This window comes from Streptomyces sp. NPDC060366 (genome assembly GCF_042725135.1).
Taxonomy (GTDB): Bacteria; Actinomycetota; Actinomycetes; order Streptomycetales; family Streptomycetaceae; genus Streptomyces.
Window position 1 is genome coordinate 39,202 of sequence record NZ_JBHXDC010000031.1, and the last position, 14,059, is coordinate 53,260.

The 14,059-nt window shown below is 68.3% G+C and carries 11 protein-coding genes and 1 tRNA gene; 4 read left to right on the forward strand and 8 right to left on the reverse strand.

Annotated features, from left to right (window positions below):
* Positions 1 to 35 precede the first annotated feature (35 nt).
* The 3 genes from ACFWHU_RS36985 to ACFWHU_RS36995 all read right to left on the reverse strand — a co-directional run bounded on the left by ACFWHU_RS36985 (position 36) and on the right by ACFWHU_RS36995 (position 4,536).
* On the reverse strand, positions 36 to 1,988 hold the full coding sequence (locus tag ACFWHU_RS36985) for a galactose oxidase-like domain-containing protein (protein ID WP_387230563.1): 1,953 nt from the start codon (positions 1,986 to 1,988) through the stop codon (positions 36 to 38).
* Positions 1,985 to 3,967, reverse strand: a complete 1,983-nt coding sequence (locus ACFWHU_RS36990; RefSeq protein ID WP_385803369.1) for a glycosyltransferase family 2 protein — start codon at positions 3,965 to 3,967, stop codon at positions 1,985 to 1,987. The genes ACFWHU_RS36985 and ACFWHU_RS36990 overlap by 4 nt, the downstream gene beginning before the upstream one ends.
* A 495-nt stretch (positions 3,968 to 4,462) precedes the next feature.
* Positions 4,463 to 4,536: transfer RNA gene (locus ACFWHU_RS36995), tRNA-Lys, on the reverse strand.
* Positions 4,537 to 4,715: 179 nt separating this feature from the next.
* Here ACFWHU_RS36995 and ACFWHU_RS37000 point away from each other — a divergent pair.
* The 3 genes from ACFWHU_RS37000 (at position 4,716) to ACFWHU_RS37010 (ending at position 8,962) form a co-directional block, all read left to right on the forward strand.
* Positions 4,716 to 6,041, forward strand: a complete 1,326-nt coding sequence (locus ACFWHU_RS37000; protein WP_387230565.1) for a peptidoglycan-binding protein — start codon at positions 4,716 to 4,718, stop codon at positions 6,039 to 6,041.
* Positions 6,042 to 6,055: 14 nt separating this feature from the next.
* Positions 6,056 to 8,215, forward strand: a complete 2,160-nt coding sequence (locus ACFWHU_RS37005; RefSeq protein WP_387230567.1) for an SPFH domain-containing protein — start codon at positions 6,056 to 6,058, stop codon at positions 8,213 to 8,215.
* A gap of 153 nt (positions 8,216 to 8,368) precedes the next feature.
* Entirely contained in the window at positions 8,369 to 8,962 is a 594-nt protein-coding gene (locus tag ACFWHU_RS37010) for a lytic polysaccharide monooxygenase (RefSeq protein ID WP_147875442.1), read from the forward strand.
* A gap of 163 nt (positions 8,963 to 9,125) precedes the next feature.
* Here ACFWHU_RS37010 and ACFWHU_RS37015 read toward each other — a convergent pair whose 3' ends face one another.
* From ACFWHU_RS37015 to ehuB, 5 genes are all read right to left on the reverse strand, one after another.
* Complete coding sequence (locus tag ACFWHU_RS37015; RefSeq protein ID WP_387230569.1) at positions 9,126 to 9,884, reverse strand: IclR family transcriptional regulator; 759 nt, start codon at positions 9,882 to 9,884, stop codon at positions 9,126 to 9,128.
* Between the two features lie 256 nt (positions 9,885 to 10,140).
* Entirely contained in the window at positions 10,141 to 10,965 is an 825-nt protein-coding gene (gene ehuA, locus ACFWHU_RS37020) for an ectoine/hydroxyectoine ABC transporter ATP-binding protein EhuA (RefSeq protein WP_078077195.1), read from the reverse strand.
* Complete coding sequence (gene ehuD / locus ACFWHU_RS37025; protein ID WP_385803378.1) at positions 10,955 to 11,605, reverse strand: ectoine/hydroxyectoine ABC transporter permease subunit EhuD; 651 nt, start codon at positions 11,603 to 11,605, stop codon at positions 10,955 to 10,957. The genes ehuA and ehuD overlap by 11 nt, the downstream gene beginning before the upstream one ends.
* Positions 11,605 to 12,345, reverse strand: coding sequence for an ectoine/hydroxyectoine ABC transporter permease subunit EhuC (gene ehuC, locus ACFWHU_RS37030; protein ID WP_385803379.1), 741 nt, complete (start codon positions 12,343 to 12,345; stop codon positions 11,605 to 11,607). The genes ehuD and ehuC overlap by 1 nt, the downstream gene beginning before the upstream one ends.
* Positions 12,342 to 13,262, reverse strand: a complete 921-nt coding sequence (ehuB, locus tag ACFWHU_RS37035; protein ID WP_385803381.1) for an ectoine/hydroxyectoine ABC transporter substrate-binding protein EhuB — start codon at positions 13,260 to 13,262, stop codon at positions 12,342 to 12,344. The genes ehuC and ehuB overlap by 4 nt, the downstream gene beginning before the upstream one ends.
* A gap of 181 nt (positions 13,263 to 13,443) precedes the next feature.
* Here ehuB and ACFWHU_RS37040 point away from each other — a divergent pair, with 181 nt between their 5' ends.
* On the forward strand, positions 13,444 to 13,944 hold the full coding sequence (locus tag ACFWHU_RS37040; protein WP_387230573.1) for a DUF3830 family protein: 501 nt from the start codon (positions 13,444 to 13,446) through the stop codon (positions 13,942 to 13,944).
* The last annotated feature ends 115 nt before the right edge of the window (positions 13,945 to 14,059 follow it).

Genomic DNA, 14,059 nt, shown 5'->3' on the forward strand with positions numbered 1-14,059 from the left:
GGGCCTCATCGTTCAGTCGTGCGCTACCAGGCGGGTTACGGCACCTCGACCCACTTGCCCTCGGACGGCGTCCCCTTGTCGTCCGTCACGAAGAGCATGTACCAACCGGCCGGCACCAGCGCCTTGTTCTTCGGCACGGTCACCTCGACCCCGTCCGCCGTCTTCTCCATGTCCAGTGCGATCGACCGCTGTTCGACGTCCGTGACATGCGTGACGGCGCTCGGCCGCAGCAGCTTCGCGGACTTGAGCGACGCGGCGTCCTCGGTCTTGAAGACCCCGGATTCGCCGTGCTCGATCCGCTTCGGTCCGTCCGTCAGCGTCGGCTTGGAGTCCCGGAAGAGATACGGCGGGGTGTAGATCTCGACCCGCTGCTCGAAGACGCCCGGCTTGGTGTTCGCCTTGTCGGCGTAGAGCGAGTCGGACCCGAAGATCATGACGCGCCCGTCGGGGAGCAGGAGCGAGCCCGAGTGGTAGTTGCGGCCGACCTGGGGATCGGCGACGCGCTTGTACTCGCCCGCCTTCGGGTCGTACATCCTCGCTTCGAGGATGTTGGAGCCGCTGCGGCCCCGGTAGTCCTCGGCGCCTCCCGTGACCAGCACCGAGTCGTCCGGCATCAGCGACGCGCTGGGGTAGCGGGTGCCCTTGTCGAGCGCGGCGCCGTCCTTGAACTCCGGCTTGTCCGCCTTGAGATCGACCAGCCGGGACTTCTCGCTGGACTTCTCGGACTCACCCACGCCACCGCCGCCGATGACCATGAACTTCTGGTCCTGCGCGGGCGGCAGCATGACGGTCGCCGACGTCTCCATCGTGTCCGCGTCGCTCAGGCCGGGGATCTTCTGGAACTTATTGGTGTCCAGGTCCCAGATGCCGGGCTTGCGGCCGACGTCGGCGGGGCCGTATCCGGCGTTGGAACCGCTGTAGAACAGCTTGCCGTTGTCCATCAGGAAGATCGCCGGGTAGGTGGGGAACTTCCTGATGATCCCCGTGTACTCCCACTCCTTGGTCTCGGGGTCGTAGATCTCGTCCTTGCCCGGGACGATCTGCCCGATCTCGTCCAGGCCCGAGAGCGCGAGGACCTTGCCGTCCTCCAGCGTCGTGAGCGTGGGGTACCAGCGGGCCTCGTTCATCGGGTCCACTTTGATGTACTTCTCGGCGATCGGGTCGAACTCGAAGGCGTCCTTGATGCCTTGGAAGTCCTTCTTGTCGAGCGCGAGCTTCTGCGCGATGCCGTAGACGTTACGGGCGTCGGCGCCCTTCATGCCCTGCACCCGGTAATTGTCCTCGGTGCCGGTCTCGTACTTCTTCCCGGACTTCCTGGCCTCGACATAGATACGGCCGAGGCCGGGCTCGGTCCGCAGAAAGGCGCCGGTCGCCGGGTCGAATATCTTCTTGGCCTTCTCGACCAGTACCGGGTCCTTGGACTCGAAGGTCTTGCCGTTCTTCTTCCCGGTGAACATCGTGCCCGCCGGCAGCGTCATCGGCTTGTCGGGGTCCTCGTTGTGGACCACCATCAGGCCGCCGGCCTTGGTGGCGTCGCCCTTGAGCTTCTCGTAGCGCTTCGTACCGCCCGCCACCAGCAGCTTGCCGTCCGGCAGCTGGGTGTGCCCGGAGCAGAACATGTCCTTGGGCGTCGGGATCATCTTGAAGTCGTTCGTCGCCGGATCCCAGAGGACCGACTCGAACTTGTTCGCGTCGAAGTTCTTCTGGTTGTTGCCCGACCCGGCTATCAGCAGCACCTTGCCGGTGTGCAGAAGTGACGCGTGAATCGAATTGATCTTGAACTTCGCCGGGATGTCGAGGAAGTCCCAGTGGCCGTTCGCGGCCTTGTAATCAGGCCGGTTGATCTTGTAATCGTGGTACTGCTCCGAACCGAACCGCCACATCGCCGGCCCGTTCATCCCGGCCACCACGACGACCACCGCGGCGCCTATCGCCAAGCGACGGGCCCGGTTCTTGCGGTGGTTCGGCCGGACGGGAAGCGCGCTCATTGCTTAGGTCCCCCAAGGGAAATCTGTATGGTCTGGTCGAGAGCCCCGGGGGGCGCCTGCTGTGGAACCTGCGAGGTCTGGGACGCGCCCGGGACCTGGGGGGACCGAGGGGACGGTCCAGCGGCCGGCGGGGATCCCGGAGGCGTACCCCCGCCGCCCCGGTGCGCCCCGTGCTTCCGGCGCTTCTTCTTCTCCGCGCGCATGCCCAGACGCCAGACGATGATCGGCGACGCCGTGATCAGCAGCGCCAGCGTGGCCCAGGTGATCATCGCCGGATGGTCGTGCCCGAAGAAGAAGGACGAGATCAGCGATCCGGCGAAGACGAGAATGAAGAACAGATGGATCCGGAACGTCCCGAACAGGGTGTCCGGACTGGACGAGTCACCCTTGGGCGTCACCACGAAGCCGCTCTTGCGCCGCAGTACGGCGTCGAGCAGCGAGCGCGCGTAGATCGGCGCGGAGAGCGCGGACATCGCCATGCCGGCGAGACCGCCGGACCCCTCGGGCTCGTGCGGGGAGACGTTGTGCCGCCGGTTCCAGATGTAGAGGCCGATCTGGAGGGCCGACGCGTTGCCGTACAGCATCATCCAGATCGCCGGGTCGATCTGCACACCCGAGGCGCCCATCCCCAGGAACAGCGCACAACTCAGCGCCGCCAGGATCCAGTTGAGCGCCGACATCGGGTAGAAGATGATCATCATCGTGTAGTTGAAGAGCTTGCCGGGCGGCAGTGTGGTGTAGCCCCGCCAGTACTGCTTGAGGATCGTCTCGTAAGTGCCCCGCGACCAGCGCAGCTGCTGGGTGAAGAAGTCCGTCCAGGCCGTCGGGCCCTCACCGACGGCGAGCACGTCCGGGGTGTACACGGAGCGCCACTTCTTGCCCGTCTGCGGGTTCGTGGCGCGGTGCATCTCGAAGCCCGTCGCCATGTCCTCGGTGATCGAGTCGTACAGCCCGCCGATCTGCTTGAGCGCCGAGATGCGTACGGCGTTGCTCGTGCCGACGAACATGGGCGAGCCGTAGCGGTTGCCCGCGCGCTGGATCAGGGCGTGGAAGAGGAACTGCTGCGACTCGGCCGCCTTGGTGACGAACGTGTCGTAGTTGCCGTAGACCTGCGGGCCGATGACGAAGCCGACGTCCGGGTCGCGGAAGTAACCGAGCATCCGCTCCAGGTAGTTGGCCATCGGGACATGGTCGGTGTCGACGGACGCGAAGAAGTCGTAGTCGTCTCCGTGCGCGTCGAGCCAGGCGTTGTAGTTGCCGTGCTTGGTCTTCGCGCGGTGCGCGCCCTTCGCCTGGTTCCACTTCGCCACGCCCTTGCGGGAGAAGTGGTGCACGCCGAGCCGGGCGCAGACCTCCTTGACCGCGGGGTCGTCGCCCTCGTCGAGGAGCCAGACGTGGAGCAGCCCGCGGTGCCGGATCTTGACGGCGGCCTCCAGCGTCTTCGTCACCATTTCGAGGGGCTCCTTGCCCGGCACGAAGGAGGTGAGGAAGGCGACGCGGGTGCCGCTCGCGGGTACGACGGGGACCGGGTCACGGGCCACGAGCGTCGCGTGCGCGTTGGACAGCACGTTCATCGTGCGGAACAGCTCGATCAGTCCGATCGAGACGAGCATCACGATGTCGAGGACGAGCAGCGTGTCGTTCTTCAGGTTCGGGTCGCGCTCGGTCCAGTGCTGAGGCTGCATCAGCCAGGCGAAGAGGCCGAGGGAGAGGAGCGGGGCGGCGCCGAGCAGCAGGGCGGCCCGGATCCGGTGCGGCTCCTGCGAGAGCAGCGAGCGGTACTGCACCTTGTACGGCTTGTTCGGGTCCGGCTGGGTGAGCGGCCCGGCGAGCCGGCTGTAGTGCTCGTAGTCGTACTTGGGTAGTTCGGCCTTGGGCCGGAGGCGGGCCCTGGCATTCCTGAGCTGCGAGGGAACCCGGAGCTGAGTGGTCCGGGACGCGTCGTTGTTCGGCCGCTCGCCGTTCGGCGTCGACGTCATCAGTCATCCCCCCGCACGCATGCTGGCTGCGTGATTGGTCGGTCGGTTCGTCCGGAGAGGGCCCCCGCAGACCACCCGTCCCGGACATGTCGGTGGCGGGCCGCCCGGTGGTGGCCCGCCTGGTCACGCGCCGCCCTCAGTACAGACACGCATCGGGACGTTCCGGTTGCATGACGCCGTTCGTGGCATCGGCCCCTGAACGGGACCCCCACCCCGCTCGGTATGCAAACCGGAGCAAACTCTTCAGCTGCCCCAACTACAAGCAACGCGTGCTTCCTTGGACTCGTCGGCCTCAGGATAGGTTCTACGACCCCCGCCATGATCGCAAGAGTGAAAGATACTACTTGCGTGTCATATGACCCCATTGGGGGTCTGTTGGAGGCGGAGCTGTGGCCGGACTGTGAAGTTGCCGCGAAGGTCGCCCGCTCCCGGGCGGTGATACGGGCGAACGAGTGAGGCCCTCTCGTGTGATCACGAGAGGGCCTCAGCCGTGCGTGCGCCGCCAGGGACTCGAACCCCGGACCCGCTGATTAAGAGTCAGCTGCTCTAACCAACTGAGCTAGCGGCGCCTGCTGACCTGGAGAACTCTACCCGACACTCCGGAGTGCTCCCGACCATTTGATGAGTGATGTGGCCTGTCGGATGGTCGTTTTTTACCTTTGATCCGTCAAAGTGTGATTAGTCAGGACTGTTGGCTCCTGACGTGCGTGCAACACGGCACAGCATCTTGTCGAGTCGAGGGGATCGCATGAACGTACCGGTCTTCGAGGAGTACGAACCCGCTTGCGACTGCCCTTGTGGCGGATGCGCCGAGCAGCGCCGTCTGCTGGCCCAGGGCCTGTCCCTGCGCGCGGGCGGCCACCCCGCAGCACACGGCGCGCGCCGTGTGCTGGTTATGGCCACCGCCGCCGGTGTCGCCCTCGGCGTCACCGGAGCCGGCGCGGGCGAGGCCGACGCGGACGCCGCCCGTGCGCTCGGCACGGCGCGGGCCGAGGGAGTGGTGACCGCGGCGGCGCCGGTCGCCAAACCGGATCCCCAGACCCCGCAGGGAGCGAGCGGCCCGCTGCACCGCCCGTCGTCGAACCACTCGGCCGACACGCTGCGCAGCACCAGCCGCGCCGACATCATCAACCGCGCGAAGCGCTGGGTGAGCGCGAAGGTCCCGTACTCCATGACGAAGTACTGGTCCGACGGCTACCGCCAGGACTGTTCGGGCTATGTCTCGATGGCCTGGAACCTGGACGACAACGAGTGGACGGGGAGCCTGTCCCGCTTCGGCACCCGGATCGACAGGAGTGAACTCCAGCCCGGCGACATCCTGCTGTTCCACAACCCGTCCGACCCCACCAAGGGGTCGCACGTGACGATCTTCGGCGGCTGGACGGACTACACGCACGACTACTACGTCGCGTACGAACAGACGAAGCCGAACACCCGTGCGCAGTCGACGCCGATGGCGTACTGGAACAATTCCGCGAATTATGTGGCGTACCGCTACAACGGCGTGACCGGAGGCACCGGCGGCAGTTCGGCGAACACGTCGACGGCGGCCGGCTTCCCCGGTGCGAAGTCCTTCGGGCCCGGCACCCGCAACGCGCATGTGACCCGGCTCGGCGAGATGCTCGTCGACCGGGGCGGCGGGCGCTTCTACGACGTGGGCCCCGGACCGCGCTGGGGCGATGCCGACCGGCGTGCCACCAGGGCGTTCCAGCGGGCGCAGGGCTGGCGGGGCGCGGAGGCCGACGGGCTGCCGGGACCGGACACCTGGCGGTACCTCGTGAAGGGGCGCGGCAAGGACATTCCGAAGGCGGGGGCGGCCGGCGGTACGAGAGCGCGGCCGGCGTTCCCCGGGGCGGACCGGTTCCGGCCGGGCCGGTCGAACTCCCACGTCACCCAGCTCGGCAAGCGGCTGGTGAAGCGCGGCTACGGCCGTCACTACGTCTCGGGCCCCGGCCCGAAGTGGGGCGAGGCCGACCGGCGCAACGTCGAGGCCTTCCAACGGGCGCAGGGCTGGCGCGGCAGCGCGGCCGACGGGTACCCCGGCCCCGAGACTTGGCGACGACTCTTCGCATGACGACGGAGGCAAGGATGACCACTCAGACATCGCAACCCAACGGCGACGGGCAGATGCTGCGGGGCGCTCCGGCGCTCCGGGCGGCGGCACGCAACGCGCTGACGGCACGAGGGCCGGTGGAGCCGGCGGAACCGCCTGTGGAGCCGGTGGAACCACGCGAGGCGCGTGAACCGACGGAGCCGACCGAGCCGATGGAACCCACCGAGCCGATGGAGTCGACGGAGCCGGTGGAGTCGGCGGAGCCCGTCGCGGCCCCCGGTCCCGAAGTACGGGCGGAGCCCCGGGAAGCCGGGGCGACCGGCTGGAACGAGGCGGGCTGGCACCAGAACGTACGCCTTCTGACGGGGCCGCTGTCCGAGCCCGGACCACCGCACGAGGGGGAGCCGCCGGGACGTGCGGACATGTTCGCGAAGCGGCCCGAGGAGCCGGAGCCCGGCCTCGGGGCCGGGCCGGAGGCTTGCTACGGCGGGACGGTGACCGGGGAGGAGCCGCGGACCGAGCCGGAGTTCGTGTCGGTGGAACTGCCGGTGGAGGCGGGCGCCTCGCTGTTCACGGCCCCGGCCGCGTACGCCGGGCAGGAGGCCCGCCCGGAGCGGGAGCTGGAGTCCGCGTCGGTGGAGGCGGGTGCCTCGCTGTACACCGCCGGTGCGGAGCCGGAGTACGGGGCCGTAGCTCCGGCGCCCACCGGGTACGCCGGGCCCGAGCCGGTCGTGGAGCCCGAGGCCGCCGATGTGCCGCACTCGCGGGGCGAGTCGTGGGCGATGCCGACGAAGGACGGTCCGGAGGGTGCGGCGGAGGGCGCGGCGCAGGACGGCGGTGAGGCACTCGACATCGCCGCGCCCGCGGACGGTGACGGCCCGTCAACCCCGGACGCGGGGACGGACGCGCCGGCAGCACCGGCCGAGAACGACCACGCGTCGCACGACGCGGGCGTGACCGCCCCCGCCGAACCGGCGGACTCCGCCGGGCCGAGCGCGTCGAGCTCGTCGAGTGGGATCCCCGCCCCCGTGTGGAACGTCTCCGTGCGGGCCGGTTCCGGCTCCGCCGTACCCGCGCGCGCCGCCCTCACCTTCGACAGCCACCGGTGGAGCCCGCTCATCGTCGGCGAGGCCACCCACGAGATCCCCGTCCATCTCCTCTTCCGCGACCAGGAGTCGGCCGACCCGGCCGCCGGGCGCCCCGGGACCCGGCGCGGGCCCGTCGCCCCCACTCCGGTCGTATCGCCGGCGCTTGCCCCCAGCTCGGTCTCGCGGCCCGCGGTGCCCGTGGACGCCAAGCTCGTCGAGCGGCCCGGCCCCACCCTGCCCGGCTGGGCGGCGGCGCTCGTCGGTGTCGCCGGGCTGATCGGCTGTCTGACGGTGCTCTGGTGGGTCGGGGCCGTGCCGGAGGCGCTGACGGAGATGTTCGGGCTGGACTCGAATCACTACCACGGCATCGGCATCGGGATGTGGGCGCTGCTCACCGTCGCCGTGACCCTCACGCTCTTCGCCTTCGGCGGGCTCGGCCGCGGCCGGGTCGGTCACGCCTGGGTGCTGACGCTCTTCGGCGAGTACCGGGGGAGCGTGCGCCGTACGGGACTTCTCTGGGTGAGTCCGCTCCTGCTGCGCCGGCGGGTGGACGTACGGCTGCGGCACTGGCGCAGCGAGCCGATGTCCGCGGTCGACGCGAACGGTACGGCGCTGCGGGTCGTCGTCCTGGTGGTCTGGCGGGTCAGGGACACCGTCCGGGCGGCGCTCGGGGTGCGCGACCACGAGGAGTACCTGCGCGAGCAGGTCGAGGCGGCGATGGCGCGCGTGCTCTCCCAACTGCCCGCCGACGCCTTCCACGAGACCGCGCCGACGCTGCGTAACGCCGAGGCCGTCGGTGAGGCGCTGACCCGGATGCTGTCGGCCGAGTGCCGGCCCGTCGGGCTCGACGTCTTCTCCGCGCAGCCGACCCGGATCGAGTACGCGCCGGAGATCTCGGCGGCGATGCAGCGCAGCCGGATCGCGGCGATCGACGCCAGGCACCGGGACACCGTGCTGACGTCGGTGGTCGACGCGGTGGACGACACCGTGCACCGGCTGACGTCGCGGGGGCTCGTGGAGCTGGACGACTACGAGCGCAAGGTGCTGGTGAAGGACCTGACCGTCGCGTTCTACACCGGCAGACACGGTCTGAACGAAGGGAGCTGACCGATGTTCAAGCACCGTTGATTGGTCTGGACCTTTCTTGGTCGTTGTTATGGACACGATCAACGTCCGTCAATACTGTGTCACTTGGTCTAGACCTGATTGCGCAGTCAGGAGTCACCGCACGTACTCCCCACGGTCCCCAGGAGCGAGAGCATGCGAAAGAAGAGAATCAGCGCCGCGGTACTCGGTCTCGCGGTGGCGGGCGTGTCCCTGCTCGCCACCGGCAGCGCGAGCAGCCACGGCTACACCGACTCACCGATCAGCCGTCAGAAGCTGTGTCAGAACGGCACCGTCACCGGATGCGGAAACATCCAGTGGGAGCCGCAGAGTGTCGAGGGGCCCAAGGGCTTCCCGGCCGCGGGTCCCGCCGACGGAAAGATCTGCTCGGGCGGCAACGGCCAGTTCGCGCAGCTCGACGACCCGCGTGGCGGCAACTGGCCCGCCACCAACGTGACGGCCGGTCAGGGCTACAGCTTCCGCTGGCAGTTCACCGCCCGGCACTCCACGTCCGACTTCCGCTACTACATCACCAAGAACGGCTGGGACCCGACCAAGCCGCTCACCCGCGCGGACCTCGATCCGCAGCCGTTCATGACCGTGCCGTACGGCAACCAGCAGCCGCCGGCCACGCTCGTCCACCAGGGCAGCATGCCGACCCAGAAGACGGGCAAGCACATCGTCCTGGCGGTCTGGAACGTCGCGGACACCACCAACGCGTTCTACGCCTGCTCGGACGTCAAGTTCTGATCAGTCCGATCAAGTTCCATCAGCATGTGACCGGCGAGGGTCTGATTCATCGCTGACCGGGCCGGGCCGTCCGCGCGGGGTGTGTGCCGCAACCCGCTCACCACGGCCCGGTCCTGGGCTTTCCGGGCCCGCACGCGCGGGGCCGGCCGGCCGGAGTGCCTGGTCAGAAGGCCAGCGAGAGCGCCATCGGCCCGGCGCCCCGGTTGAGCGTCTCCGCCGCCGAGCGGAGCCGGTGCGCGTGCTCGATCGGCATCGACAGGGCCAGGCAGCCCACCGCCGAACCCGCCGTCAGCGGCACCGCCGCGCAGACCGTGCCCACCGCGTACTCCTGGAGGTCCAGTATCGGGACCGTGGCCGGCTGGCTGTCCAGCTTGGAGAACAGCACCCGTTCGCTGGTGATGGTCCGTGAGGTCAGGCGCGCGATCTTGTGCCGGGAGAGATGGTCCCGGCGGCTGTTCTGGTCGAGCTGGGTGAGCAGGCACTTGCCGACGGCGCTCGCGTGCGCGGCCGAGCGGAAGTCCACCCACTCGTTGACCGCGGGCGCGTCCGGCCCGTCGGCGTACTGCGTGATCTTGACCTCACCGTCGATGTACCGGCTGATGTAGACCGCCGCCCCGACCGAGTCGCGCAGCTCCGTGAGCGTGTCCTGGAGCTTGGCCTCCAGGGCCTCCTCGCGCGTGGTGCCGGTGCCGAGCAGGACCAGCGAGTCACCTATGACGTACGCGCCGTCCGAGACCTGCTCCACATAGCCCTCGCGCCGCAACATCGCCAGCATCGGGGCGAGATGGCCGGTCGGCAGGCCCGTCTCGCGGGCGATCTGGACGTCGGTGACACCGCCGGTGTACTTGGAAACCGTCTCGAGGACACGCAGGACGTATTGCACCGAGTGGAACGGCGCGGTCGGCTCCGGCTTCAGCGCCACGGTTTCCCCCTACCAGGTTGTGACCGCAAGCTTCCCTACCACGATAGCCGCCAAGGGCCTTTTCCGGAGCGGCTGTTGAGCAGAATGACGCCCGTCACAGTGGCCTCATCTGGGGCGTATCGCTCTGGCATATGCCAGGGTCAATGACTCTCACAGAGAACCGGCCGGAGAAACGGGGGAACCCGGTCCGCTCTGTCGGACCGGGTTCCCCCGAATACAGCGAGGCGGGCGCCCCTGCAATGCGCCGGGCGTACGCCTACAGCACCGCGCTCAGGAACTCCCGCGTGCGCTCGTGCTCCGGGTCGCTGAAGATCTTCTCCGGCGGTCCGGACTCGATGACCCGGCCCGCGTCGAACATCAGTACGTCGTCGGATATGTCGCGCGCGAAGTTCATCTCGTGCGTCACGCACAGCATCGTGATGTCCGTCGTGTGGGCGATGTCCCTCAGCACATCGAGGACGCCCGCGACCAGCTCCGGGTCGAGCGCGGAGGTGACCTCGTCCAGAAGCAGGACCTGCGGCCGCATCGCGAGCGCCCGCGCGATGGCCACCCGCTGCTGCTGCCCGCCCGAGAGCTGGCTCGGGTACGCGTCGCAGCGGTCCCCGAGACCCACCAGGTCGAGCAGGCCGCGCGCCCGCTCGTCGGCCTCGTCCTTGGACAGGCCGAGCACATGCACCGGGGCCTCGGTGACGTTCCGCAGCACCTTCATGTTGGGGAAGAGATTGAACTGCTGGAACACCATGCCTATGTTCTTGCGCACCTCACGGACATGGCTCTCGCCGGCGGGGACGAGTTTGCCGTCCTTCTCCTGGTGCGTGAGGTACTCACCGGCCACCTTGATGGTGCCCTCCTCCGGTTTGATCAGCGTCATCAGAAGTCTGAGGATCGTCGTCTTGCCCGATCCCGAGGCACCGATCAGCGTCACGTGTTTGCCGGAGTTGACCGTGAAGTCCAGTGAGTCCAGGACCGTGTTGGACCCGAAGCGCTTGGTGACCTTGTCGAAGCGGATCAGCTCGCTGCCGTCGGCGGCGGGATTGGCCGTTTCCTTGGAGGTGTTGAGGGGAGTGCTGTCAGCGGACAAGGCGACGCTCCAATGCTCGCATGAGAAGGGATGCCGGATAGGAGATGACGATGAAGGCCACACCCACGACGGTGAAGACCTCGACGGTCAGGAAGGTCTCGGAGGCGAACTGCCGTGCCTGGCCGAGCATTTCCATCACTCCGATGACGAAGATCATCGGAGTGTCCTTCAGCATCGCGATGACGTAGTTGCCCAGTGCGGGCACGACGCGGCGGATCGCCTGCGGGAGGATCACCGCACCCCAGGTGCGGGACCGCGGCAGGCTGAGCGCCTTGGCCGCCTCCCACTGGCCGGCCGGGACGCCGTCGATGCCGGCCCGGTAGACCTCGGCGGTGTACGTCGAGTAGTGCAGACCCAGGCCGACGACACCGGTCACCATGGCGCTGAGCGTGACACCCCACTCGGGGAGCACGTAGTAGAGGAAGAACAGCTGCACGAGCAGCGGGGTGTTGCGGACGAACTCGGTGAGGATGTTCACCGGCCACCGCACCACCGCCAGGCTGGAGCGCTGGGCCATCGCCCAGACGAGACCGAGGGCGAAGGCGAGCAGCGCGCCCAGGACCAGCGCCTGGAGCGTGACGAGCAGGCCGTCCCAGAACATCGGCATGAAGTCGCCGACCGCGGACCAGTTCCACTCCATCAGCTCTCACCTCCCGTGCTCGCCGAAACGGCGTTCCGGCGGGAGACATCGAGCTTGCGCGCGACGCCCCGCGTCTTCTCGGGGCGCTGACCGATTCCGGCCTTCGCCTGGCGTTCCAGGACGCGCATGCCGCGCGTGAGCACGAAGGCGAGCACGAAGTACATCAGCAGGATGACCGTGTAGACGGGCGCGCTCTGCCCCGTCGCGTTACGCACCAGCGACGCACCGAAGGCGATGTCGGCAACGCCCATGATGGAGACCAGTGCCGTGCCCTTGAGCAGCTCGATCAGCAGGTTGTTGAACGGCGGGATCATCTCCGGCCAGGCCTGCGGCAGGATGATCTTCCGCAGCTGCTGGGCGGGCGTGAAGCTCAGTGCGATCCCCGCCTCGCGCTGAGCCGGAGCCACGGCCTGCACCGCGCCGCGGACGACCTCGGAGCCGTACGCCCCGTACGTGAGCCCCAGCGCCAGCGTCGCCGCCCACATGGGGACGAGCTGCCAGCCGAAGCCCAGCGGGAGTACGAAGAAGATCCAGAACATCAGGATCAGCGCGGACGTGCCGCGGAAGATCTCGAAGTAGGCCCCGGATATGAACCGCACGATCCACAGACGGTGGGCGCGGGCGAGTCCGACGACCAGCGCGACCACGGCGGCCAGCGCGGAGCTGAAGATCGTCAGCTGGACGGTGATCCAGACGCCTTCAAGGAGAAGTTTCCACAGGCCCCAGGTGATCTCACTCATGGCGCGCACTTCTCCTTCGCCGTGATGGTCGTCATCTGGTCCTTCGTGAAACCGAAGGGCCGCATGATCTCCAGCAGCTCACCGCTCTTCTTGAGCTTGTGCAGCTCGCGGTTGAAGGAGTCGCGCAGGTTCGTCTCCGGCGAGCGGAAGGCGAAGCCGCCGACGTCGATGACGGGCTTGCCGTCGACGATCGGTGTGACCTCCTTGGTCGCCTCGGCCTTGGTGCTGTCCGTCTCCTTGATGACGTTGAAGACCGTGACGGCCGTACCGGCGAAGACATCGACGCGGCCCTGTTCGACGGCGAGCAGTCCGGCCAGCTGGTCGGGCAGGGTCGTGATGCTCTTGACCCCGGCCTCCTCCGCGTAGGCGATCTCCGCGTAGCCCACGCCCGTCGCCATCTTGGCGCCGGCGTCGGCTATGTCCTTGTACGTGTGGAGATTCTTCGGATTCCCCTTCGGCACGATGAACGCGTCGAGCATCTGGTATTCGGGGTCGGCGAAGATGACCTGTTCGCAGCGCTCCGGGTTGATGTACATCCCGGCGGCGACCACATCGAATTGGAGCGAGTTCAGTCCGGTGATCAGTGAACCGAACTCCGTGGCGAAGGGCTGGACGTTGTCCACACCCAGCTCCCTGAAGATGCGCGAGGCGATGGCCGGGGCGGAGCCCGTCATCTCACCGTCCTTGCCGATGTAGCTGTACGGCTGCTCGCCGGCCAGCCCCAGGCGCACCGTCCCCTTGGCGCGCAACTGATCGAGGAGGGTCCCCCCGTCCCCGGTGTCGGCGGTGGCCACGCGGCTGCATCCGCTGGTGGCCCCGACAGCGCCCGCGACACCGAGTGCCGCGGCACCCGCGAGCAGCGAACGCCGTCGGAGCCCTCTTCCCGTGCTTGTGTTGTTCCCCTTTAGTGGAGCCATAGGCGCGCGGCTACCCGAAACGACCGAGGGTATGCGGATTATTTTCGGACCGATATGCCTATCGTTGTGCACTCGTCACTTAGGAGAGACGGGGCCCTTCGGCCCCGCATTCGTGCGGCGGGTGCGGGTATTCATGGCCGGACACAGGCTGTACGAACTGACCGGAAGGGCGCGAAGACTTATGAGCGACCGCTTCATCGAAGTGTCCCTGGACAAGCGCGGCGTCCGCTGCACCGCCAAGCTCCTCGATGACCTGGCCCCGATCACCTGCGCCGCGGTATGGGAGGCGCTGCCGCTGGGCGGTGACGTGTACCACGCGAAGTACGCCCGCAACGAGATCTACGCGCTGATGCCCGGCTTCGCCGCCGAGGAGCCCCCGCTGGAGAACCCGACGGTCACCCCCATTCCGGGTGATCTGTGCTACTTCACCTTCTCGGACACGGTGCTCGGCACCACGTCGTACGGGTACGAGGAGCAGGCCGCGCACCGGGGCCGCCGTACCGTCGTCGACCTCGCGCTGTTCTACGAGCGCAACAACCTGCTGGTCAACGGCGACACGGGGTGGATCCCCGGGATCGTCTGGGGCTCGATCGTCGAGGGCCTCGACGAGATGGCGGAAGCCTGCCAGGACCTCTGGCGCGCGGGCGCCACGGGCGAGACGCTCAACTTCCGGCGGGTCTGAGGGGCTGTCCTCAAGCGCCGGACGGGCTGCATTCGCAGCCCGTCCGGCGCTTGTGGACCGCGTGTCCCGCGGGCCGGGAGGGGCTAAGCGCCGGTCGGGGCCGGGAGGGACGTCG

Coding starts and splice junctions, on each gene's coding strand:
- ACFWHU_RS36985 (WP_387230563.1), bottom strand. CDS start 1,988: ATGAGCGCGCTTCCCGTCCGGCCGAACCACCGCAAGAACCGGGCCCGT.
- ACFWHU_RS36990 (WP_385803369.1), bottom strand. CDS start 3,967: ATGACGTCGACGCCGAACGGCGAGCGGCCGAACAACGACGCGTCCCGG.
- ACFWHU_RS37000 (WP_387230565.1), top strand. CDS start 4,716: ATGAACGTACCGGTCTTCGAGGAGTACGAACCCGCTTGCGACTGCCCT.
- ACFWHU_RS37005 (WP_387230567.1), top strand. CDS start 6,056: ATGACCACTCAGACATCGCAACCCAACGGCGACGGGCAGATGCTGCGG.
- ACFWHU_RS37010 (WP_147875442.1), top strand. CDS start 8,369: ATGCGAAAGAAGAGAATCAGCGCCGCGGTACTCGGTCTCGCGGTGGCG.
- ehuD (WP_385803378.1), bottom strand. CDS start 11,605: ATGGAGTGGAACTGGTCCGCGGTCGGCGACTTCATGCCGATGTTCTGG.
- ehuC (WP_385803379.1), bottom strand. CDS start 12,345: ATGAGTGAGATCACCTGGGGCCTGTGGAAACTTCTCCTTGAAGGCGTC.
- ehuB (WP_385803381.1), bottom strand. CDS start 13,262: ATGGCTCCACTAAAGGGGAACAACACAAGCACGGGAAGAGGGCTCCGA.
- ACFWHU_RS37040 (WP_387230573.1), top strand. CDS start 13,444: ATGAGCGACCGCTTCATCGAAGTGTCCCTGGACAAGCGCGGCGTCCGC.